Annotated in this window: 18 protein-coding genes and 1 pseudogene; 7 read left to right on the top strand and 12 right to left on the bottom strand. The window is 55.6% G+C overall.

What is annotated here, in order from left to right; translation table 11 throughout:
* The first annotated feature begins 10 nt into the window (after positions 1-10).
* On the top strand, positions 11-1,834 hold the full coding sequence (gene typA, locus HV340_RS22885) for a ribosome-dependent GTPase TypA (protein ID WP_014172248.1): 1,824 nt from the start codon (positions 11-13) through the stop codon (positions 1,832-1,834).
* Positions 1,835-1,917: 83 nt separating this feature from the next.
* On the opposite strand, the gene ompL is transcribed toward typA, so the two are convergent.
* The 7 genes and pseudogenes from ompL to yihU all read right to left on the bottom strand — a co-directional run bounded on the left by ompL (position 1,918) and on the right by yihU (position 10,655).
* Positions 1,918-2,604, bottom strand: a complete 687-nt coding sequence (ompL, locus tag HV340_RS22880; RefSeq protein ID WP_063925926.1) for a porin OmpL — start codon at positions 2,602-2,604, stop codon at positions 1,918-1,920.
* A 74-nt stretch (positions 2,605-2,678) separates the two neighbouring features.
* On the bottom strand, positions 2,679-4,103 hold the full coding sequence (locus HV340_RS22875; RefSeq protein ID WP_020883983.1) for an MFS transporter: 1,425 nt from the start codon (positions 4,101-4,103) through the stop codon (positions 2,679-2,681).
* 43 nt (positions 4,104-4,146) lie between these two features.
* A complete protein-coding gene (locus HV340_RS22870; RefSeq protein ID WP_063925925.1) occupies positions 4,147-5,529 on the bottom strand; it encodes an MFS transporter in 1,383 nt (460 codons plus the stop codon).
* Positions 5,530-5,574: 45 nt separating this feature from the next.
* Positions 5,575-7,599: pseudogene (locus HV340_RS22865) on the bottom strand (alpha-glucosidase).
* Between the two features lie 16 nt (positions 7,600-7,615).
* Positions 7,616-8,857 (bottom strand): sulfoquinovose isomerase, encoded by a 1,242-nt coding sequence (gene yihS / locus HV340_RS22860; RefSeq protein ID WP_014172243.1) that lies wholly within the window; start codon positions 8,855-8,857, stop codon positions 7,616-7,618.
* 14 nt (positions 8,858-8,871) lie between these two features.
* The gene (gene yihT, locus HV340_RS22855) at positions 8,872-9,747 is read right to left on the bottom strand and encodes a sulfofructosephosphate aldolase (RefSeq protein ID WP_014172242.1); all 876 of its coding nucleotides are present in this window, start codon (positions 9,745-9,747) and stop codon (positions 8,872-8,874) included.
* Positions 9,748-9,764: 17 nt separating this feature from the next.
* Complete coding sequence (yihU, locus tag HV340_RS22850) at positions 9,765-10,655, bottom strand: sulfolactaldehyde 3-reductase (RefSeq protein WP_040018305.1); 891 nt, start codon at positions 10,653-10,655, stop codon at positions 9,765-9,767.
* Between the two features lie 155 nt (positions 10,656-10,810).
* Between yihU and HV340_RS22845 the strand changes: the two genes are divergently transcribed.
* The 6 genes from HV340_RS22845 (at position 10,811) to fabY (ending at position 15,559) form a co-directional block, all read left to right on the top strand.
* Positions 10,811-11,707: a sugar kinase gene (locus HV340_RS22845; protein WP_044867216.1), complete on the top strand. Its 897-nt coding sequence runs from the start codon at positions 10,811-10,813 to the stop codon at positions 11,705-11,707.
* A gap of 34 nt (positions 11,708-11,741) precedes the next feature.
* Complete coding sequence (locus HV340_RS22840; protein WP_032679260.1) at positions 11,742-12,542, top strand: DeoR/GlpR family DNA-binding transcription regulator; 801 nt, start codon at positions 11,742-11,744, stop codon at positions 12,540-12,542.
* A 122-nt stretch (positions 12,543-12,664) separates the two neighbouring features.
* Positions 12,665-13,264: a glucose-1-phosphatase gene (yihX, locus tag HV340_RS22835; protein WP_014172238.1), complete on the top strand. Its 600-nt coding sequence runs from the start codon at positions 12,665-12,667 to the stop codon at positions 13,262-13,264.
* The gene (locus tag HV340_RS22830; RefSeq protein WP_014172237.1) at positions 13,258-14,139 is read left to right on the top strand and encodes a virulence factor BrkB family protein; all 882 of its coding nucleotides are present in this window, start codon (positions 13,258-13,260) and stop codon (positions 14,137-14,139) included. The genes yihX and HV340_RS22830 overlap by 7 nt, the downstream gene beginning before the upstream one ends.
* Positions 14,136-14,573, top strand: coding sequence for a D-aminoacyl-tRNA deacylase (gene dtd / locus HV340_RS22825; protein ID WP_020883977.1), 438 nt, complete (start codon positions 14,136-14,138; stop codon positions 14,571-14,573). Before HV340_RS22830 ends, dtd begins: the two co-directional genes overlap by 4 nt.
* Before the next feature lie 44 nt (positions 14,574-14,617).
* The gene (fabY, locus tag HV340_RS22820) at positions 14,618-15,559 is read left to right on the top strand and encodes a fatty acid biosynthesis protein FabY (RefSeq protein ID WP_020883976.1); all 942 of its coding nucleotides are present in this window, start codon (positions 14,618-14,620) and stop codon (positions 15,557-15,559) included.
* A gap of 28 nt (positions 15,560-15,587) precedes the next feature.
* On the opposite strand, the gene HV340_RS22815 is transcribed toward fabY, so the two are convergent.
* The 5 genes from HV340_RS22815 to fdnG all read right to left on the bottom strand — a co-directional run bounded on the left by HV340_RS22815 (position 15,588) and on the right by fdnG (position 22,291).
* Positions 15,588-16,502 carry an alpha/beta hydrolase gene (locus HV340_RS22815; protein WP_047356011.1) on the bottom strand — a complete coding sequence of 305 codons (915 nt, stop codon included), beginning with the start codon at positions 16,500-16,502 and terminating at the stop codon, positions 15,588-15,590.
* A 265-nt stretch (positions 16,503-16,767) separates the two neighbouring features.
* Positions 16,768-17,697 carry a formate dehydrogenase accessory protein FdhE gene (gene fdhE / locus HV340_RS22810; RefSeq protein WP_014172233.1) on the bottom strand — a complete coding sequence of 310 codons (930 nt, stop codon included), beginning with the start codon at positions 17,695-17,697 and terminating at the stop codon, positions 16,768-16,770.
* Positions 17,694-18,329, bottom strand: coding sequence for a formate dehydrogenase cytochrome b556 subunit (gene fdoI, locus HV340_RS22805; protein WP_014172232.1), 636 nt, complete (start codon positions 18,327-18,329; stop codon positions 17,694-17,696). Before fdoI ends, fdhE begins: the two co-directional genes overlap by 4 nt.
* On the bottom strand, positions 18,326-19,228 hold the full coding sequence (gene fdxH, locus HV340_RS22800) for a formate dehydrogenase subunit beta (protein ID WP_014172231.1): 903 nt from the start codon (positions 19,226-19,228) through the stop codon (positions 18,326-18,328). The genes fdoI and fdxH overlap by 4 nt, the downstream gene beginning before the upstream one ends.
* A 12-nt stretch (positions 19,229-19,240) precedes the next feature.
* Positions 19,241-22,291: a formate dehydrogenase-N subunit alpha gene (fdnG, locus tag HV340_RS22795; protein WP_088202997.1), complete on the bottom strand. Its 3,051-nt coding sequence runs from the start codon at positions 22,289-22,291 to the stop codon at positions 19,241-19,243.
* Between the last annotated feature and the right edge of the window lie 275 nt (positions 22,292-22,566).

Raw genomic sequence — 22,566 nt, 5'->3', positions numbered from 1 at the left:
AGGCAAAGTTGTGATCGAAAATTTGCGTAACATCGCCATCATCGCGCACGTCGACCATGGTAAAACCACCCTGGTTGATAAGCTGCTGCAGCAGTCCGGTACGTTTGATGCTCGTGCCGAAACTCAAGAGCGTGTGATGGACTCCAACGATTTGGAGAAAGAGCGTGGGATTACTATCCTCGCGAAAAACACCGCTATCAAATGGAATGACTACCGTATCAACATCGTTGATACCCCAGGGCACGCCGACTTCGGTGGTGAAGTTGAGCGCGTGATGTCCATGGTGGATTCCGTGCTGCTGGTGGTTGACGCATTTGACGGCCCAATGCCGCAAACGCGCTTCGTGACCAAAAAAGCATTTGCCCATGGCCTGAAACCTATTGTTGTTATCAACAAGGTTGACCGTCCGGGCGCGCGTCCTGACTGGGTTGTTGATCAGGTGTTCGACCTGTTCGTTAACCTCGACGCGACCGACGAGCAGCTGGACTTCCCTATCATTTACGCTTCGGCGCTGAATGGTATCGCGGGTCTGGATCACGAAAATATGGCGGAAGACATGACTCCGCTGTATCAGGCGATTGTCGATCACGTACCGGCTCCGGATGTTGATCTTGATGGTCCGCTGCAGATGCAGATCTCCCAGCTGGACTACAACAACTACGTTGGCGTTATCGGTATCGGCCGCATCAAACGCGGTAAAGTGAAGCCGAACCAGCAGGTTACTATCATCGATAGCGAAGGCAAAACCCGTAACGGTAAAGTGGGCAAAGTGCTGACTCACCTGGGTCTGGAGCGTATCGACAGCGAACTGGCTGAAGCGGGCGACATCATCGCGATTACCGGTCTGGGCGAGCTGAACATCTCTGACACCATCTGCGACCCGCAGAATGTGGAAGCGCTGCCAGCCCTGTCCGTTGATGAACCAACGGTAACCATGTTCTTCAACGTCAACACCTCTCCGTTCTGTGGCAAAGAAGGTAAATTCGTTACCTCTCGTCAGATCCTTGACCGCCTGAACAAAGAGCTGGTGCACAACGTTGCGCTGCGCGTTGAAGAAACTCAGGATGCTGACGCATTCCGCGTTTCTGGTCGTGGTGAGCTGCACCTGTCTGTTCTGATCGAAAACATGCGTCGTGAAGGTTTCGAAATGGCGGTTTCCCGTCCGAAAGTTATCTTCCGCGAAATCGACGGCCGTAAACAAGAGCCGTTCGAGAACGTAACGCTGGACGTTGAAGAGCAGCATCAGGGTTCTGTTATGCAGGCTCTGGGTGAGCGTAAAGGCGACCTGAAAAACATGAATCCAGATGGCAAAGGCCGCGTACGTCTCGACTACGTGATCCCAAGCCGTGGTCTGATCGGTTTCCGTTCAGAGTTCATGACCATGACGTCCGGTACCGGTCTGCTGTACTCCACCTTCAGCCACTACGACGACGTTCGTCCGGGTGAAGTTGGCCAGCGTAACAACGGCGTTCTGATCTCCAACGGTCAGGGTAAAGCAGTTGCGTTTGCGCTGTTCGGTCTGCAGGATCGCGGTAAGCTGTTCCTGGGTCACGGTGCTGAAGTTTATGAAGGCCAGATCATCGGTATTCACAGTCGTTCTAACGACCTGACTGTAAACTGCCTGACCGGTAAGAAACTGACCAACATGCGTGCGTCCGGTACTGACGAAGCAACGGTTCTGGTTCCACCGATCAAGATGACCCTGGAGCAAGCTCTGGAGTTCATCGATGACGACGAACTGGTAGAAGTGACCCCACTGTCTATCCGTATCCGTAAACGTCACCTGACCGAGAACGATCGTAAACGTGCAATGCGCGGTGCGAAAGAAGAGTAATACGGTCAATCCGTAGGCCGGGTAAGCGCATGCGCCACCCGGCACGTAAAAAGCCGCTGAGCGATCAGCGGCTTTTTTTATTATCAGAACGAATACCTTAACCCCAGGCGGATACGGTACTGCTCGCGGTTGTAATCATTCCATCTGTCCAGCCACTGAAGCTCAAGATAGGGCAGCCAGTTTTTATCGATTTTATAGCTAAATTTGTGGGTGATTTCCCAGTGATGGTCTTTGCCATTTTTGCTGTGGTAATCGTTCACGCGCTGGAAAAAATGCGGTTCAAAGGTATAGAAAAACGCATCCGTGACCTTGAAATTCCAGTAGTTAGCGAATTCGTGGGTGTCGTTTTTATCCATCTGGCCATTGTAGTCCGACGTATCGTAATTGTTGTGGTTATAGCGATAGCGGAAGGTCAGGTTAAACCAGTCGAGAAATTTATAATTGGTATCCAGATAGATAGCACCTCCGGACCCGGCGCTGCTGTCATTCAGTAAACCGCCAGGCTGAAAGGTGAGTTTATCGGTCGGTTTAAAAAGCGGATACCACCCTTCAATTTCGTTATAGCTGTGCTTAAGCTCGTCCCATTTGCCCACGTTATAGGCGTTAGTGAACATCAGCCCCGCGCCCTTATCGAAGTTATAGCCAGCACGCAGGATCACTTCGTGCAGTTCAGAGGCCGTATTATAGGCTTCGCGCGTTTCGACATAGGCGCCGGCAACTGCCGAGCAGGACACAGACGACACAACCAGTGCAGTAACGATTCTTTTCATAATCAGTCCATGTATGAGGTACAGAAAGGCCCCCCTCCTGTTACACAGGAAGGGAATCAGGGCCGGATTTATTGTTATAAAGTGACTGCTGACGCTTTATTGTTGGTGGTTAACTCAGGGGGTTTTGCGGGTTGTTTTTTCCGTTTTCCAATCTCCTCAATAATAAAGGCGAAGCGTGCTTCGTTGAGTTTATAAAAGAGTCCCATGGTTATCGCGGCAACGATCGCCAGGCCGCACGGCCAGAGAAAAATTAGCTGACGGAGCCCCAGTAGCGTGCCCGCACTCTGCACGGCGTGTGGAATGTAGCCAATCTGCGTCAACATAATGCCCGGCAGGAAACCGGCGAGGGCGGCGGAGATTTTGCGCGAGAAGGTATAACCGGTATAAACCGATCCTTCGGCGCGAATGCCTGTTTTCCACTCGCCATAATCCACGGTATCGGGCACCAGCGCCCAGTTGAGGCTGTTTACGAATGCCGTACCGAAAAAGGCCATGCAGGAAAAGAGCACAAAGAGCAGGGAGCTGGTTCCCCAGAGGAAGTTCATCACGTCGCCCACGGCCCACAGCGTCAGCCCGCCAAGGTAGACCGGCTTCTTGCCGAAGCGCTTAACCGCGCCAGGCACCAGAAACACTCCAACCAGAATGCAGCCCATACTGAAAAAACCCATCCACGACAGCAGATGCAGATCGTTTAGCACGTACTGGGTGTAGTAGACCTGAATCGCCAGTTTGATATTAAACGCGGCGAGGGTGCAGAGGTTGGCGATACACAACACCAGCAACGGCGGGTTGCGGAAAATGGCACAGAAGGATTTCAGGATGCCAGGCTTATGATGATCGGGCGTGACCTCCACATAGCGCTCTTTCACACCGCTGTAGCACCACCACATGCAGAACAGACCGCCGGTGACGAACACCAGTGCGGCCACCAGATAGCCGAGGGAGGGCTGGCTGACAAACAGCGCCTGGATTGGCATAAACCCTACGGTGCAGAGCAATAACCCAACCGTTGCGCCGCCCTGGCGCCAGGCCGCAAGCTGCGCCCGCTCGTTCGGATTTTTAGTGATGGCGGGAACCATCGCGCCGTAAGAGCAGTTCATCAGGCTATAACAGAGGCCAAACATCATGAAGAGCAGGGTGGCGATAGCGGTTTTCACCGTCAGGCTAAAATCGGTGGCCACAAACTGCGCCGTGGCCACCAGGGCAACCGGCACCGAGGCATAAAGAATAAACGGCCTGAATTTGCCTCTGGCACCGATGTTACGCCGCGAATCCAGCAACACACCGGTCAGCATGTCGGTGAATGCGGTAAAGAACTTCGCCACCAGGAAAATAATGCCGCCATAAAAAGCGGGCATGCCCAGTTCATCAGTATAAAACTTCAGCAGATACAGCGTGCCAATACAGAGCATCAGGTTAGAGCCAAAATCGCCCATCCCGTAGGCGCACTTTTCGCGCAGGCTCAGCTTCAGGGTTAACGGATCACTCTTGTGTGTCATGGTCGATCCTCACAGCGCCCCGCAGGGCGCTCTCTCAAGTCAGTTATGCTGTACGTTTGCGCAGTTCAATTTCTTCCACGATGCGCACATACATCTTCTCGTTGAGGTTGTAGAAACAGCCCATCGCCACGATGGTGATGATGGCCAGCAGACTGGGGTAGATAAATATCAGCTGCCGCAGCCCTTCAACCGTTCCGGCGGATTGCACCACGTTTGGCACATAGCCGATTTGCGTGAGCATGATGCCGGGGAAGAAGCCGGCCAGCGCCTGTGAGACCTTCCGGAAGAAGGTAAAGCCGGTATAGACCGTCCCTTCGGATCGCACGCCGGTACGCCACTCGCCGTACTCCACGGTATCGGACACCAGCGCCCAGTTGAGGCTGTTCACGAAGGCTGAGCCGAAGAAGGCCAGACAGGAGAACGCCACAAAGCTCACCGAACCACCGCCAAAGAAGTAGTTGAGCAGGTCGCCTGCCACCCAAATCAGCAGCCCGCTGATATAGACCTTTTTCTTGCCGAAGCGACGCACCGCGCCGGGCATCATAAAGACGCCGATAAAAATGCAGCCCATGCTGAAAAAGCCCATGTAGGACAACAGAATAGAGTCGTTCAGCACGTACTGCGTGTAATAAACCTGAATGGCGAGCTTGACGTTAAAGGCCCCCAGCGTGCACAGGTTGGCGATGCAGAGAATAAACAACGGTCGGTTACCGGCGATGGCGCGAAACGACTGCAGCAGGCCGGGCTTCTGGGCTGGATTGGCGGGCTGCATCTCAACGTAACGCTCGGTCACGCCTTTATAGCACCACCACATAAAGAACAGCCCGAACAGCGAGAAGAGGGTCGCGGCAAAGATATACCCAAGCTGGTCATTGCCTTCAATCAGGTTCATTACCGGCACAAACCCGACGGTACAGAGCAGCAGGCCAAGCGTGGCGCCGCCCTGACGCCAGGCGGCCAGCGAAGCGCGCTCGTCCGGGTTTTTGGTAATGGCCGGCACCATCGCACCGTAGGAGCAGTTCATCATGCTGAAGAACAGGCCGTAAAGCATGAACAGCACGGTCGCCATCACCGTTTTGCCGGTGATTTCAAACGGCGTGCCGACAAAGTTTGCGATGGCCAGTAACGTCACCGGGAACGCCGCATACAGCACGAACGGGCGGAATTTGCCCTTAGGACCGATCTTGCGTCGGGAATCGAGCATGATACCCGTGCCCATATCGGTGAAGGCGGTGAAGAACTTGGCAATCAGGAAGATGATCCCGCCGTAGGTACCAGGCAGGCCAAGAACGTCGGTGTAGAACTTCAGCAGATACAACGTGCCGATATCCAGAAGGATGTTAGAGCCGAGATCGCCCATCCCGTAGGCGAGTTTCTCTTTAAACGGCAGGCGTAGCGTTGCCGGATCGGAAGCGTGTTGACGCATTATTGTTCTCCATCTGCCCGCAGGTTTCCCTGCGGGCGAGCCTTATCAGATATGACGTAAGGTGCTAAACAGGTCTGCCCATTCGCTTTGCTGACGATAAAACACCGGCGGTTTGCCGAGCGGAGCGTCAACGGTGATGTCACCGCCCTCATGCGTTTCACCCGTCCAGGCATTCACTCAGGTGTCCTCAGGCAAATAGAGCGTCCAGTCACGACGGCCTTCTTCATGGACCGGTGCCACCAGCAGATCGCGGCCAAACAGATACTGGTATTTCAGCGTGTAGCTGCGCGCATCGTTTTCGTAATGCAGGAACAGCGGGCGCATCACCGGCAGGCCGCTTTTCGCGTTCTGCGCAACGGCGGCTTTGATGTAGGGCTTCAGGGTAGTGAAGACGGTCGTCATACGCGCAAAGTGGGCGATGGTTTCGCCGTCGCCATCAAACTGCCAGTTATCGCCAGGGCGGTTGCCCTCGTGGGTACGCATCATCGGTGTGAAGGCGCTGAAGTCGCACCAGCGCAGCAGCAGCTCTTTGCTGCGTTTCATCTCAAACAGCGTGGTATAACCGCCGATGTCGCTGTGATGCAGCCCGTGCCCGGTCATTGCCAGTGAGAGTGCCGCAGGAACCACTGACGCCAGACCGTCGTCCAGGCTCCAGTCGACGTTCTGATCGCCGGCCCACATCATCACCGAGTGTTTCTGGCTGCCGGTATAACCCGCGCGCATAAAGAACAGGATCTCGCCGAGCTTGCCGGTCTCTTCCAGCGCCTCGTAGTTACATTTCGCCCATAGCGCAGGCCAGGCGTTGTGCATGATTTCCGCGCTCACGCCGTTGTGCAGGAAGGTATCAGTCGGCAAATATTCACCAAAATCAGCCATCCAGCCGCCACAGCCCAGTTCTATCAGGTTCTTTTTGATGATCTCTTTGTACCAGTCGTAGGCTTCCGGATTCGTCAGGTCGATAACGCCCGCATAGAACTCGCCGAACTCGACGTGATAGTCCTGACCGTCGGCGTTTTTGGTCAGATAACCGCGTTTCGCCGCCTCTTCACAGAGGTCTCTGTCGCTCGCCACGTAAGGGTTGATATAGGAGAGGAACTGCACGCCTTCCTGCTTCCACTGCGGGATACGTGTATCCAGCTGCGGATACAGATCGCTGTTCCACTTCCAGTTCCACATCACGCGTTTGCCAAAGGAGGTCATCCGGATGCCGGACCAGTCCTGCGCCCAGATACCGTTCACCTTCACACCGCCGTTGCGCATGGTGTCGAGCTTTTGCTGGCACACGTCGGTGCCGCCCTGAACGCCCAGCGTTACCCCGTCGTAAACCCAGTCCGGCAGTTCGGGCTGGCGGCCCAGTAACCCGGTCAGTTTTTCCAGCAGATCGACATACGTTTGCGCACATTCGAAGCGCAGCGTGGCGTTATCTTCCCAGAAGGCCAGCTCATGGAACGCCGGCGCGCTGAAGTCGAAATTCATATAACAGCTGTTATCCACGTGGCAGTAGTACTTCTGGGTACTCACAAAGGTGGGTTGCGGGAAGAAGGTCCAGTAGTAATCGCCGCCCGCGTTCTCTTTGCAGTCTGCCTGCCAGGTGACGTAGGTGTGCTTATTACGGCCCACGCCCTGCTCGCTGGTCCACAACGGGAACGGCTTGCCGCGCAGGTCGAAGTAGGAGAACTGCTCTCCGCAACCATAGATATGATCCTCGGGCTGGGCCGCCAGCCGCAGCCAGATGCGGTTATGGCAGGTGGCATCATTTTTGAGTTTCAGCTCCAGGCGTCCTTCGGCATCCACACCCACCAGTAGCGTGGCGCTGACGGCGTCACCCCGGGTAAAGCGAATCGCCCAGCCCGCATTTTGCGGCGCGACGGTGGCCTCGGTCAGGGCAATTTTTTCGTTGAGTTTGTCTTTGATGCTGAAGTTGCCGCGAAACATCTCGATATCGGCTTCACCTGCGCCGATCCACAGGCATGGGGTGTCGGCGGTGTGGGACAGAATCAGACGATCCTGCCAGCTCAGGGTGAAACCATGTTCACTGCTTTTAAGAATAATATTGTGTAGGGTACGCATAAGATCTCCGTTTTTATTATTTGGCCTGGCTATCCAGTAATCCGGCGGCAACGGCCGGGGCTAACCCTGGCGCCAGCGGTAAGCGAGGGATCACCAGGCAATGCAGCAGATGATAAATATCCTGCTTGCCGTCCCAGACTTTGGTGGTCACTTCGTTATGGATATCCAGCTCCTGCCACCATGAACCGTTCTCGTAGTCGATCAGGTATTTGATGCAGTAATCCCACCATTTCTGATACCAGGCTTCGTACTGCGCCTCGCCGGTGACGGTATAGAGCGCATAGGCCGTTCCCATCGCTTCGACAATCGGCCAGCGCACGCGCTCGCGAACGATGGGTTTACCGTCCCAGCCAACGGAATAGACAAAACCGTCGGCACCATCGGGTGCCCAGGCGTCGCGGATTGTGGCGTGGAACAAGCCTTTTGCATCTTCCAGCAGCCATGCGGGGGGTGTTTCAAAACGCGCTTCCAGCGCAGCGCGCAGGTGCAGCATCAGGCGGCCCCACTCGATCCAGTGGCCTGGCGTACCGCCGTAGGCGCGAAAACGGTGAGCGGGGTTATCAATGTTGTAATCGCGGATGGGGTTCCACTGTGTATCGAAATGCTCATTAACCCGGTACTCGCCCTTGCGTGCCACGTCGTGAATGATCACCGAGGCAATGCGCAGGGCGCGGTCGAGCCATTTACGGTCATGCGTCACGTCATACACAATCAGGAAGGCTTCGACAGCGTGCATATTGGCGTTGCCGCCACGGTACTCTTCGGTTTTGCTGAAGGCCTCATCCCAGGATTCCAGGCACATCTGTTCCTGTTCGCTCCAGAAATAACGCTCAATCACCTCAATGGCATCGTCCAGTAACTTGCGAGCCTGTGGATGGCCGGTGGTGACGGCGCTGGCTGCGCCCAGCAAAACAAAGAAGTGCTGATAGCCCTGCTTGGAGGCATCCATAACGCCTTCATCGTTAATACAGGCGTACCAGCCGCCATATTGCGGGTCACGCAGCGGACCATTCAGGGCGTTGATGCCATGCTCCACCAGGGCATATGCGCCGGGACGTCCCATGTTTGCCGCCACGGCATAAACGTGCAGCATACGGGCGGTGATCCACAGATGCGTGCCCATATCGCTGCGCACCTGACCGTTATTGCCCAGCCAGCCAAAACCGGTCGGCACGGCGGCGTTTTTACCGAAATCGAGAATGCGGTCAGTCTCTTGTTCAAGCCAGCGGTTATGGCTTAGGGTGTTAAACCATTTCATGTTCGGGTCCTTTCTTAACGGCGAGCCATCATTTCGTCGACGATCTCACCCAAACGCTGCAGTTTCGGCACAGAAATATCACGGAGCATCAGTTCCGTGTCCGGCAGGCCAATCACTGATGACCAGACGGCGCGGCCGGCTAAAAAGCCGGATGCGCCCGCCTGCATGGCAACGCTCACCGCCCTTGGGAACAACTTATCGTCCACGCCGGATGAGAGGATCACCCACGGCATGGCGATGTTCTCGTTCAGTTTTTGCGAGGCAGTCAGCAATTCCTGCTGACTGCCTTTGCCGAACAGGGGCATCTCCACTTTGTAGAGGTCAGCTCCGCTGTCTCCCAGCTCTTTTGCCGCGTCGATAATGGCCTGTTCACGATTAAACGTCGCGCCGCGACGCGGCGGGCGGACTACCGGCTCAATAATGCTAAGTAGTCCATTGTTATGGCACAGCTGATTGAACGCCTTCACCATCTCCAGACGCTGCTGTGGATCTTCGTCGCTACGCCACAGCACCAGTAGCTTCAGTGCTTTGCCGCCATCGCGCCTGACCGCCTGAGCATCAACGTTTTTATCGATGACGACGCTGTCAACGGGGATCCCGTTACCCGGAATAAATTCGTCTGCTGCCACAATCATCGCGCAGCTTTTGGCAACGGCCTGTTGCTCAACGATCTGCTGGTAGCAAAACTGCTGATCGACAAGAATGGCGGAGGCATACGGCGACAGAATTTTGGCCGCGTTGACCTTAAAGTCGGTGAGATGCCGATCGGTGACCGGCACCGGAGCGCCCGCCGCAGCAAACATCAGGCGCATCGCTTCGCGCTGGTCAACGGCCAGCATTGCAAAACCGCCGGAAGGTCGGGTGATATCTTTCAGGGTGTACATCGTCATTCCTCAGTCCTTTCGTATCAGTGTGTTTTTTTCAGCCCGGCGGATGCGCGAACCTGTTCAAGAATGGCTGTCCAGTCTTCGCGCCCGCGTCCGGCGGCCCGCGCCTGGTTGTAGACTTCACGGGAGGCGGCGCCCAGCGGCATCGGGACGTGGAGCTGGTTTGCCACGTCCAGCGCGATCCCCAGATCTTTATGCGCGAGGTCGATCATAAAGGCCGGTGTAAGATCGCCTTTGAGCACCTTGTTAGGCCATGAGGTGGTGAAGTGGCCTTTGCCTGCTGGCGTACCGCTCATGACGCTGAGCGCCACATCGAAAGAGAGGCCGAGGGCTTCACACAGCACGGCGGCTTCAGCGGACAGCGCGTTCAGGGCAATGCTCATGTAGTTGTTAATAAGCTTCACGCGGATACCCATGCCTGGCCCACCTGCGTTTATCAGTTCATTGCCCATCGCCATCAACACCGGCGTGGCTCGTTCAACCTGCTGCGCGGTGCCGCCAGCCAGAAGGAGTAATGTTCCGGCGACGGCATGGTCCGATGTGCGTCCGACAGGCACATCCATCATGCTGAAACCACGTTCAGCCATGTCGTGGATCAGGGCATCGGTCTGTAGCGGGTGAATGGTGGACATATCAATGACCAGCGCTTCGCGGGATAACCCTTCGCAGACGCCCTGCTCACCAAACAAGACTGTGCGAACCAGGTCTCCGTTTGGCAGCATGGTGATGACAAATTCGGCCTCCTTTACTGCCTGTGCAGGCGTGGCTGCAGCCAGGGCTCCACGCGCCACCAGGGCCTGTATCGCCTGTGGGTTTACATCAAAAACGTGAAGCTGGTGGCCCTGTTTAAGCAGATTCGTTGCCATAGGCGCACCCATCTGTCCTAACCCGATAAAGGCAATTGCTGACATGCTTCTCTCCTGTCACATCGTGTCAATTATTGAGCGTTTGTGTTGTCTGTTTTTGATCGTATTTGTAATTTATAGTCAAAAAATTGACAGGGGTCACTTTTTAAACATTTCGTGAAATTAAAATGAGAGCATCAGAAAACGCAGAAGGAATCACCATGACTCGCATCGTTTGTGTCGGCATTACCGTGCTGGATCGCATCTGGTATCTCGATGATTTACCGAAAGAAGGTGGCAAATATGTCGCAAAAGACTATACGGAGGTGGGCGGCGGTCCTGCGGCGACTGCGGCGGTGGCGGCAGCGAAACTGGGGGCTGAGGTGGACTTTATTGGCCGGGTGGGTGATGACGATACCGGCAGAAGACTGCTCGCGGAGCTGGAGTCCCTGGGGGTAAACACGCGCTATACGCGGATGGTGAAAGGAGCCCGTTCATCGCAATCGGCCGTGCTGGTGGATGGCCACGGGGAGCGTGTTATTGCTAACTACCCCAGCCCCGATCTCCCGACTACAGCGGCATGGTTGCAGGATATCGATTTTTCGCAATGGGATATCGTATTAGCCGACGTGCGCTGGCACGAAGGGGCTAAACAGGCGTTCACCCTTGCCCGCCAGCAGGGCGTCAGCACGCTGCTTGATGCCGATGTCACCCCGCAGGACATTGCTGAACTGGTCGCCTTAAGCGATCACGCGGCCTTCTCCGCGCCGGGTTTGCGGCGTTTAAGCCAGCTGGACGATACGGAAAACGCGCTGAGAAAAGCACAAACGCTCACAAATGGACATGTCTACGTCACGCAAGGGCGTGAAGGGTGTTACTGGCTGGAGCAGGGCGCGCTTCGTCATCAGCCGGGATTTGCGGTCGACGTGGTGGATACCACAGGTGCAGGAGATGTCTTTCACGGCGCGCTGGCGGTGAGTCTGGCGCAGCAGGGGGCGTCACCAGACGCGGTACGTTTCGCGAGCGCGGTTGCGGCACTGAAATGTACCCGGCCCGGCGGACGGGCGGGTATACCTGACTGTGATCAAACCCGCTCTTTTTTGTCACTTTTTGTATAAAATGCGGGGCGTGATGGTTTTCAGAGGACAGCCCATGAGCCTTACCGAACTGACCGGCAACCCGCGGCACGATCAACTGCTTACGTTGATTGCTGACCGCGGCTATATGAACATTGATGAACTGGCGCAACTGCTGGACGTCTCAACGCAAACCGTGCGCCGGGATATCCGCAAGCTGAGTGAGCAGGGGCTGATCACGCGTCATCATGGCGGCGCGGGCAGGGCATCCAGCGTGGTGAACACCGCATTTGAGCAACGTGAAGTCTCCTTGACCGAAGAGAAGCGGGCCATTGCCGAAGCGATTGCCGACTACATTCCCGATGGTTCAACCATCTTCATTACTATCGGGACGACGGTGGAGCACGTTGCTCGGGCGCTGCTCAACCATAATCATCTGCGCATCATCACCAACAGCCTGCGGGTGGCGCATATTCTGTATAAGAACCCGCGCTTTGAAGTGATGGTGCCCGGCGGTACGCTGCGTCCGCATAACGGAGGCATTATCGGGCCTGCGGCGACGGCGTTCGTGTCAGGCTTCCGTGCCGATTACCTGGTGACCAGCGTCGGAGCAATTGAACACGACGGCGCGATGATGGAGTTTGACGTTAATGAAGCCAGCGTGGTGAAAACCATGATGGCCCACGCGCGACATATTTTACTGGCGGCCGATCATACGAAATACCACGCCTCTGCTGCCGTTGAAATTGGTAACGTGTCGCAGGCAACCGCGCTCTTCACCGATGAGCTACCGGGATCTGCGCTGCACAATCATCTCAAATCCAGCAAGGTAGAAGTCGTTGAGGTGAATTCAGGCGACGAACAGCAGGCAGGCTAACCCTTCTTAATGGCCCGATATTCAGGCTCGGGCCTTTCCTTTCTGTAAGCTGAATCTGGCGCATAGCCAAACCTTATCTTTCCCGCTACAGTTACTTTTCCACGGCGAGCAGGAGATAAAAAATGCTTTATATCTTTGACTTAGGAAATGTAATCGTCGATATCGATTTTAATCGGGTGCTGGGCGCATGGAGCGACTTTAGCCGTGTCCCGCTGGCGACGTTAAAGCAGAGTTTCGCCATGGGCGAGACCTTCCATCAGCACGAGCGCGGCGAAATTAGCGATGAAGAATTTGCTGAACGTCTGTGTCATGAAATGGATGTGCCGTTAAGTTACGAGCAGTTTTCCCATGGCTGGCAGGCAGTGTTCGTCGCGATCCGCCCGGACGTGATCGCCATTATGCATAAACTCCGCGAGCAGGGGCATCGGGTTGTGGTGCTGTCGAATACTAACCGTCTGCATACCACGTTCTGGCCTGACGAGTATCCTGAGGTGCAGGCGGCGGCCGATAAAATCTACCTCTCCCAGGAGATGGGGATGCGTAAACCCGAAGCGCGTATCTATCAGGCGGTTCTGCAGGCGGAAGGATTCACCGCGGCCGATGCGGTCTTTTTCGACGACAATGCCGATAATATAGAGGGAGCTAACCAGTTGGGTATCACGTCAATTCTGGTGACCGGAAAGGAGACGATACCAAACTATTTTGCGAAGCAGTTATGCTAAAAACCGTTCATCAAAAAGCCACGCATCATACTCGTCCGCTCAGGGCGTGGCTGAAACTGCTCTGGCATCGCATTGATGAGGACAACATGACCACGCTGGCGGGTAACCTCGCCTACGTGTCACTGCTCTCGCTTGTGCCGCTGGTGGCCGTCATTTTTGCGCTATTTTCCGCTTTTCCAATGTTTGCAGATGTCAGCCTGCAGCTTCGCCACTTTGTCTTTGCGAATTTTATTCCCGCCACCGGGGACGTCATACAGAACTACATTGAACAGTTTGTCGCTAACTCCAGCAAAATGACGGCGGTTGGGGCGTGTGGCCTGATCGTCACGGCGCTGTTATTGATGTACGCCATAGATAACGCGCTGAATGCCATCTGGCGGAGTAAAAAGGCGCGGCCCAAGGTTTATTCCTTTGCGGTGTACTGGATGATCTTAACGCTGGGGCCCTTGCTGGCCGGTGCGAGTCTGGCTATCAGTTCGTATCTGCTTTCGCTGCGCTGGGCCAGCGATCTCAACGGCGTTATCGATAACCTGTTGCGTATCTTCCCGCTGATTTTATCGTGGCTCTCTTTCTGGCTGCTTTACAGCGTGGTACCGACCACGCGCGTGCCTAACCGCGATGCGGTCGTGGGCGCGCTGGTCGCGGCATTGCTCTTTGAACTGGGCAAAAAAGGGTTTGCCCTTTACATCACCATGTTCCCGTCTTATCAGCTGATTTACGGCGTGCTGGCGGTGATCCCCATTTTATTTGTCTGGGTCTACTGGACCTGGTGTATCGTCTTGCTTGGTGCCGAAATAACTGTCACTCTCGGCGTATACCGCGAACTTAAAAAAGCAGCAGAAGCTGAAAAACAACAAGAAGCAGACCAACCATGATTGCATTGATACAGCGCGTAACCCGTGCCAGCGTCACCGTGGAGGGAGAGGTGACGGGTGAAATTGGCCCAGGACTTTTAGTGTTGTTAGGTGTCGAAAAGGATGATGACGAACAGAAAGCCAACCGCTTGTGCGAGCGCGTGCTGGGCTACCGCATTTTCAGCGATGCGGAAGGTAAGATGAACCTGAACGTTCAGCAGGCGGGTGGCAGCGTGCTGGTGGTCTCCCAGTTTACGCTGGCGGCCGATACCGAGCGCGGCATGCGCCCGGGTTTCTCTAAAGGTGCCGCACCGGATCGTGCAGAAGCCCTTTACGAGTACTTTGTGGCGCGTTGTCGTCAACAGGACATGAATACGCAAACCGGACGATTCGCTGCAGATATGCAGGTATCGCTGGTGAACGATGGCCCCGTCACATTCTGGCTCCAGGTATGAGCCAACTGGCGGCGTGGCCGCGGGTAACAAGAGAGAGTACAGCTATGTATCACCTTCGAGTACCGCAAACGGAAGAAGAGTTAGAAGCCTATTACCAGTTCCGCTGGGAAATGTTACGCAAGCCATTACATCAGCCAAAAGGGTCTGAGCGCGACGCCTGGGATGCGATGGCTCATCACCAGATGGTGATGGACGAAGAGGGTAACCTCGTCGCCGTTGGGCGTTTGTACATCAATGCCGATAACGAAGCTTCAATCCGCTTTATGGCGGTTCATCCTTCCGTGCAGGATAAAGGCCTCGGCACCTTGATGGCGATGACCCTTGAGTCCGTCGCCCGTCAGGAAGGGGTTAAGCGCGTCACCTGTAGCGCCCGCGAAGACGCCGTCGAATTCTTCGCCAAACTCGGTTTTGTTAACCAGGGGGAAATCACCGCCCCGCAAACCACGCCGATTCGTCACTTTTTGATGATCAAACCCATCGCTACGCTGGATGATATTCTCCATCGCGCCGACTGGTGTGGGCAGCTCCAGCAGGCCTGGTATCAGCACATTCCCCTGAGTGAAAAAATGGGCGTGCGTATTCAGCAGTACACCGGGCAAAAATTCATTACCACCATGCCGGAAATCGGCAATCAGAACCCCCATCACACCCTGTTTGCCGGCAGCCTGTTTTCACTCGCCACGCTGACCGGCTGGGGGCTAATCTGGCTGATGCTCCGCGAACGCCATCTTGGCGGCACCATTATTCTGGCCGATGCCCATATTCGTTACAGCGCGCCGATCAGTGGTAAGCCGAGCGCCGTTGCCGATCTTGGCGCACTTGGGGGCGATCTCGACCGCCTGGCGCGCGGGCGTAAAGCGCGCGTACAGATGCGCGTTGAGCTGTTCGGCGATGAAACGCCGGGTGCCGTCTTTGAAGGTACCTACATCGTTCTTCCTGCGAAGCCGTTTGGCGCGTTTGAAGAGGGTGGAAACGAAGAAGAGTAGGCTCCGGCGTCCCGGCATGATTGCCGGGCTAATTCCCCGCGCCGATCCGTCTGGCAATATCCCTCAGAAGATCGCGCGCAGACGGGCTGACCCCGCCAAGCTGGAAAAATCCATGGATAACCCCCAGCCACCGCTGAGCCGTACACGTGACGCCTTGCTCAGTCAGGCGCTGATATAGCGCTTCACCTTCGTCGCAAAGCGGATCAAACTCGGCAGTAATGATGTGCACGGGAGGCAGGCCGCTAAAATCCTTTCGCCAGAGCGGGCTCGCTTCAGGATGCTGGCGTTCCGTGTTGGCCAGATAGAGCTCATATCCGCTCAGCAGCGTATCGCGGGTGATGACGTAATCCGCGCCGTTACGGGTATAACTTTCAAAATAGGCCGTGGCATCCAGCATTGGGTAGATAAGAATGAGCTGCGCCGGCTGCCAGAGTCCGGAAGACGTGATCCGCAGGGCAGTCACCAGTGCCAGATGGCCTCCCGCGCTGTCCCCGCACAGGGTGATACGGTTTTTATCCACGCCAAACATATCCGCGTATTGCCAGACCAGATGTGCGCCTCTTTCTGCATCATCATGGGCGGCAGGGTAGGTATGTTCAGGAGCAAGTCTGTACTGGATCGCAATGACGCGGCAGTTGCCATAAAACGCTAACTGGCGCAGTTGATTATCGTGAGTATCGAAGCCGCCGCTGATAAAGCATCCCCCGTGGTAGTAGATAACGGTCGGCAGCTTTTCAGCAGTATCTGGCGGAGAGAAGACGCGATATGTGATGCCTTCGAGGTTCTGCGTCTCTACGTCAACGCGCGTTTCTGTCTCACCGGCAAGCGCCGTGCTGGCAATATAGCCTGCTCTCCGGTCATCAATACTTTGGCTACGCGCAGAAGGACGTCCTGCTGCGATGAACGCCTGAACCAGCGTATCAATCCCTTTTTCGAGTGCCATGTGGGTCCCTTTAATCTGTATGAATATACAGTGTTATAACTCAGTTTGTTGTCGAGTGAAACAGGGAAAACGAGGCTGAAAACGATTCTGGAAAGCGGCTCGCAAAAGTAAACATGAATGTTAAATTTGGCTTTAGTCCTGAATAACGCACGTGTAGTTTGCCTGCACAGTGATGCTGGAAGATATGCGAGAGGAAGGCGAGGATGTTTCAGTCAACCAGATACAGGCCGGGCAAACCAACGTTGCCCGGCACTGTGAGTGGGGATTACTCCCCTTCACCCGGGAACAGGAACGGGTTAATAGAGCTGCGGGCAAAGCCCTCTTGCTCCATTTTGGCGTCCAGAATCAGCGAGGCGAGATCGTCGGCGACGGCTTCGACTTTCGGGTCTTTTTCCTGATAAAGGATCTTCAGGTAGGTACCGCAGTCGCCGCAGCTTTCAGCTTTGACCGCCGCGTCTTCATTTTCCAGCGACCAGTAGTTGAGATCGCGCGTCTGCTCGCAGTTGCTGCATTTAATGCGCACCACGTGCCACTCGGTTTCACACAGGTTGCAGTGCAGATAACGCAGCCCCTGAGTGGTACCGATCTGCACCATGCTGGACACCGGCATTGAGCCGCATACCGGGCAGAATTGACGCGCTTCACCGTATTCGGCGCGGGCTTTACCCGGGATCAGGCTGGCCATTTGCGCCCAGTAAAGCGACAACGCCGCCCAGATGAACGGCGCTTTGTCGCTGCTGACCAGGGAGAAATCGGACGCAAACAGCGCGCTCGCCATCTCTTCCAGCTCCTGATCGGAGGCTTTTTCCAGATTCTCAATGACCGCCAGCGCGGTACCGCTCATCTCGGGTTTCAGCTCGGCAATCAGGGAGTGCAGCAGCGTATGCCAGTGCTTATCGCGCGGCAGAACGTGGATATCCAGCGGAGGCTTACCCTGCTCGCTGGCCTCTTTGATGCGCGCGGTCAGGTCAATTTGCAGCGGGTGGTCGTACAGCACCACTTCCTGCGCATGGGCAACCAGCGCGGCAAAACGCAGAAAATCGCCCAGTGGGTTGTTCTCAGCCAGCTCGCGCAGACGCTCTGCGCGGCGGTTATAGAGGTTCTTGAGTCTGGGGAATAACAACGGCGGAATATAATCCGCCGTGCGTTTCTCGCTCGAACCCAGCTCATCTTGCGGGATTATGCGAATACTCATTCAGATGACTTTTCCTGTTTCTGGCGGACCTCTCGGTACCAGCGCGGGTGATGTTTCTTCGCCCACGTACTGGTTACCCAGCCTTCCACCATCGCGGTAATGGTGCCTTTCACCCAAAGGGCGGCGTAAATATGCACCATGATAACCACAATTAACGCCACTGCGGCAAATGAATGCAGCATCAGCGCGAATCGGATCACCGGGATTGAGAAAGCAGGCGCAAAATACGGACGCCAGATGATCACGCCGCTCACCAGCAACAGGACCAGGAAGATAATCGCCGCCCAGAATACGCACTTCTGGCCGAAGTTATAACGCCCGGTATCACCCACTTCCTCGTTGACGACGATCTTACGAATATTCTTCGCCCAAAAGATATCATCCCGATTGATTAGGTTATGGTGCCAGTATCGGAAAAACATGATGATGAACGACGCGAACATGATGACGCCAACAAACGGGTGCAGTATACGCGCCAGCTGTGGTGTCCCCATGATCTGCATCAGCCAGTTGAAGGAGGGGAAGAAGAACCCCAGCCCGCTTATCGCCGCCAGCATGAAGCAGAAGGCGGTGACCCAGTGGTTAATGCGTTCCGGCGCGGTATAGCGCACGATGGTGTCACGTTTTTTCATTTGCGCACCTCGTCTTTCTCTTCATGCAGGTTGTCGTCTTCCTCTTCCGCGCGGTTCGGACCAACACCGACATAGTGGAAGATGCTCGCTGCGAAGGTGGCAGCAAAACCCACCGCTGCCAGCGGTTTCCAGATGCCTTTCCAGAACTTCACGGTCGCGCTGATTTCCGGGTTCTCCGGCAGGCCGTGATACAGATTCGGCTTGTCTGCGTGGTGCAGCACATACATCACGTGCGTGCCGCCCACGCCGGCCGGATCGTACAGGCCTGCGTTGTCGTAGCCACGGGTTTTCAGTTCGCCCACGCGTTCAGCCGCCAGCGTTTTCATATCCTCTTTGGAACCAAAGTGGATAGCGCCCGTCGGACAGGTTTTCACGCACGCAGGCTCCTGGCCGACGTTTACGCGGTCTACGCACAGCGTGCATTTGTAGACGCGGTTGTCTTCCGGGTTCATGCGAGGGACATCGAACGGGCAGCCCGCTATGCAGTAGCCGCAGCCAATGCACTGCTCGGACTGGAAGTCGACGATACCGTTAGCATACTGAATGATAGCCCCTTCTGACGGACATGCCTTCAGGCAGCCCGGATCCGCACAGTGCATACAGCCATCTTTGCGGATAAGCCATTCCAGTTTGTCGTTCTGTTCCACTTCCGAGAAACGCATCACCGTCCAGGACTTGGCGGTCAGGTCAGCCGGGTTGTCGTACACCCCGACGTTGTGACCCACTTCATCACGGAGGTCGTTCCACTCAGAACAGGCCACCTGGCAGGCTTTACAGCCGATACAGGTGGTCACGTCGATAAGCTTCGCCACTTCCTGCTGGTGGTCCCGCGCCTGAGGCGCGGGCGTGAAACCGTTAGTCGCGGAACGACGGATAATGTCTTGAGATTGATAAGCCATAAGTCGTCTCCGTTACACCTTTTCCACGTTCACGAGGAAGGCCTTAAACTCCGGCGTCTGCGTGTTCGCATCACCGACGAACGGCGTCAGGGTGTTCGCAATGAACCCTTTCTTCGCCACGCCCTCATAACCCCAGTGAATCGGAATACCGATGGTATCCACCTGCTGACCGTGAACGTTCAGCGTGCGAATACGCTTGGTCACCACCGCCTTGGCCTTGATGTAGCCACGGTTAGAAGAGACCTTCACGGTATCGCCATGGGCAATGCCGAGCTTGTTCGCCAGCTTCTCGCCGATCTCCACAAACTGTTCCGGCTGCGCGATAGCGTTAAGCAGCGCGTGCTTGGTCCAGTAGTGGAAGTGTTCGGTCAGACGGTAAGTGGTGCCCACATACGGGAACTTGTCTTTTTTACCCAGCGCGTCGAAATCGCCTTTAAAGATGCGGGCTGCCGGGTTAGAGACCACGTTCGGGTGCAGCGGGTTGGTGCCCAGCGGCGTCTCAAACGGCTCGTAGTGTTCCGGGAATGGCCCTTCCGCCATCTTATCGATAGCAAACAGGCGTCCCATCCCTTCAGGCTGCATGATAAACGGTCCGACATCGCTGCCTGGAGGGGCAGTACTGTAGTCCGGAATATCCACACCGCCCCATTTCGCGCCGTCCCATTTCAGCAACTGACGCTTCGGATCCCACGGATTACCCTGCGGGTCAGCGGAAGCACGGTTGTAGAGAATGCGGCGGTTCAGCGGCCATGCCCAGGCCCAGCCCAGCGTATTGCCGAGGCCTGACGGGTCAGCATTATCGCGGTTGGCCATCTGGTTACCTTTCGGCGTCCAGCTACCGGCAAAGATCCAGCAGCCACTGGCGGTCGTGCCGTCATCACGCAGGTGCGCGAAGGTACTGAGCTGATCGCCTTTCTTCGCCAGCACCGTCCCGGTGGCCGGGTCGATAACATCTGCCAGCGCTTTACCGTTGCTCTCCATCGCCACTTCTTCCGGCGCTGGGTTTTCCGGCGTCGAGTAGTTCCAGGTCATGTTCAGCACCGGTTCCGGGTTCGCACCGCCTTCTGCCGCATACATCTTACGCAGGCGTAAGAAGATACCGGCCAGGATCTCGCCGTCGTTCATGGCGATGCCAGGGGCGTCCGCACCTTTCCAGTGCCACTGCAGCCAGCGGCCAGAGTTCACGATGGAACCGTTCTCTTCCGCGAAGCAGGTAGAAGGCAGACGGAACACTTCAGTCTGAATCTTCGATGGGTCAACATCATTCGACTCACCGTGGTTCTGCCAGAAGGTCGACGTCTCGGTGTTGAGTGGGTCAATCGTCACCAGGAACTTCAGTTTCGACAGCGATTCAACCACCTTGTTCTTGTTCGGGAATGAGGCGACCGGGTTAAAGCCCTGGCACAGATAGCCATTCACCTTGCCCTGATGCATCATCTCGAAGTACTGCAGAACGTCGTAACCTTTGTCCCACTTCGGCAGCCAGTCAAAGCCCCAGCTGTTTTCCGCTGTCGCTTTGTCACCGAAGAAGGCTTTCATCATCGAGACGAAGAACTTCGGATAGTTGCCCCAGTAGTTCACCTGACCTTCGAGCAGCGGTTTAGGCGTGCTGGCTGTGAGGTAGGTTTGCAGGTCGGTCTGTTTTTCGCTTGGCAGGTTCATGTAACCTGGCAGGCTTTGAGACAGCAGACCAAGGTCGGTCAGACCCTGAATGTTGGAGTGACCACGCAGGGCGTTCACGCCGCCGCCTGCCATCCCCATGTTGCCGAGCAGCAGCTGAACCATCGCCATGGTACGGATGTTCTGTGCGCCGACAGAGTGTTGGGTCCAGCCGAGCGCGTAGAGGAACGACGCCGTTTTGTCTTTCGCGCTGGTTTCGGCGATAAGCTCGCACACCTTCAGGAAGTCTTCCTTCGGCGTACCACAGATGTTTTCGACAACGTCCGGCGTGTAGCGGGAAACGTGCTCTTTCAGCAGGTTCCACACGCAGCGCGGATGCTGCAGCGTCGTATCACGCTTCGCAAAGCCTTTCTCGTCCAGCTCATAGTTCCAGCTGGTCTTGTCGTATTTGCGTTTTTCGGCGTCATAACCGCTGAACAGTCCATCTTCGAAGTGGTAATCCTCACGCACGATCAGGCTGGCGTTGGTATAGGCTTCGGTGTATTCGCGGTTATATTTTTCGTTGGTCATCAGGTACAGCAATACGCCTGACAGGAAAGTGATGTCAGTACCTGAACGAATAGGGGTGTAGAAATCCGCCACTGACGCAGTACGCGTAAAGCGGGGATCGATCACAATCAGTTTCGCACCGTTGTGGATTTTGGCTTCCATCGCCCAGCGGAACCCGACAGGGTGCGCTTCAGCGGCGTTACCGCCCATCACCACAATAAGGTTGGCGTTCTTGATGTCGACCCAGTGGTTGGTCATCGCACCGCGACCAAATGTTGGAGCAAGACTTGCTACCGTTGGTCCGTGTCAGACACGCGCCTGGTTGTCGACCGCGAGCATACCGAGTGCACGCGTAAATTTCTGGGTTAAATAGCCGGTTTCGTTACTGGAAGCAGACGCACACAGCATCCCGGTGGAGAGCCAGCGGTTGACGGTGACGCCTTCAGCGTTCTTCGCAATAAAGTTGGCATCGCGGTCTTCTTTAATCAGTTTAGCGATGCGGTCAAATGCGTCTTCCCAGCTGATTTGCTGCCATTTATCGGAACCTGGCGCACGATATTCAGGGAATTTCAGGCGGCTTTCGGAGTGGATAAAGTCAACCAGGCCGGCACCTTTCGGGCACAGCGCACCGCGGTTGACCGGATGGTCCGGGTCACCTTCGATATGGAAGATAGACGCTTTGGCGTTTTTAGCACCGTCGCCGAGGCTATACATCAACAGCCCGCAACCGACAGAGCAGTACGTACAGGTATTACGGGTTTCACGGGTGCGCAGCAGTTTATATTGCCGCGTCTCCGCCAGCGCTACACCGGGTGCAAAACCCAGTGCCGCCGCCGTGGTGCCTGCCATACCGCCAGCGCAGATCTTAAAGAACTGCCTTCTGCTGACCTGCATGGGTCACTCCTTGTTTCGACATTGCTTACATATGTAGTTTTGACTTCGCGGTTGAACGGTGACCGCAAAGGAGAAAAATTTGCGTTAATCCCTCAGTTCTACGAGGGATATCATCAGAATACCACAATGTCGGTACGCCTGTTCCAATGGCGTTAATACAAAGTGAACGTATTATCACTGTGTTGATTATAAAGTGTGACGCGAGTCACATTATTGCCCCGGCATGTTAAAGGGCTGTATCACCGCCTCGGTTGCGCCTCTCCCAAATGAGTAGG

Source organism: Enterobacter sp. RHBSTW-00975, from assembly GCF_013615235.1.
GTDB classification, from domain to species: Bacteria; Pseudomonadota; Gammaproteobacteria; order Enterobacterales; family Enterobacteriaceae; genus Enterobacter; species Enterobacter ludwigii.
This window is presented reverse-complemented; position numbering and strand designations above follow the sequence as displayed.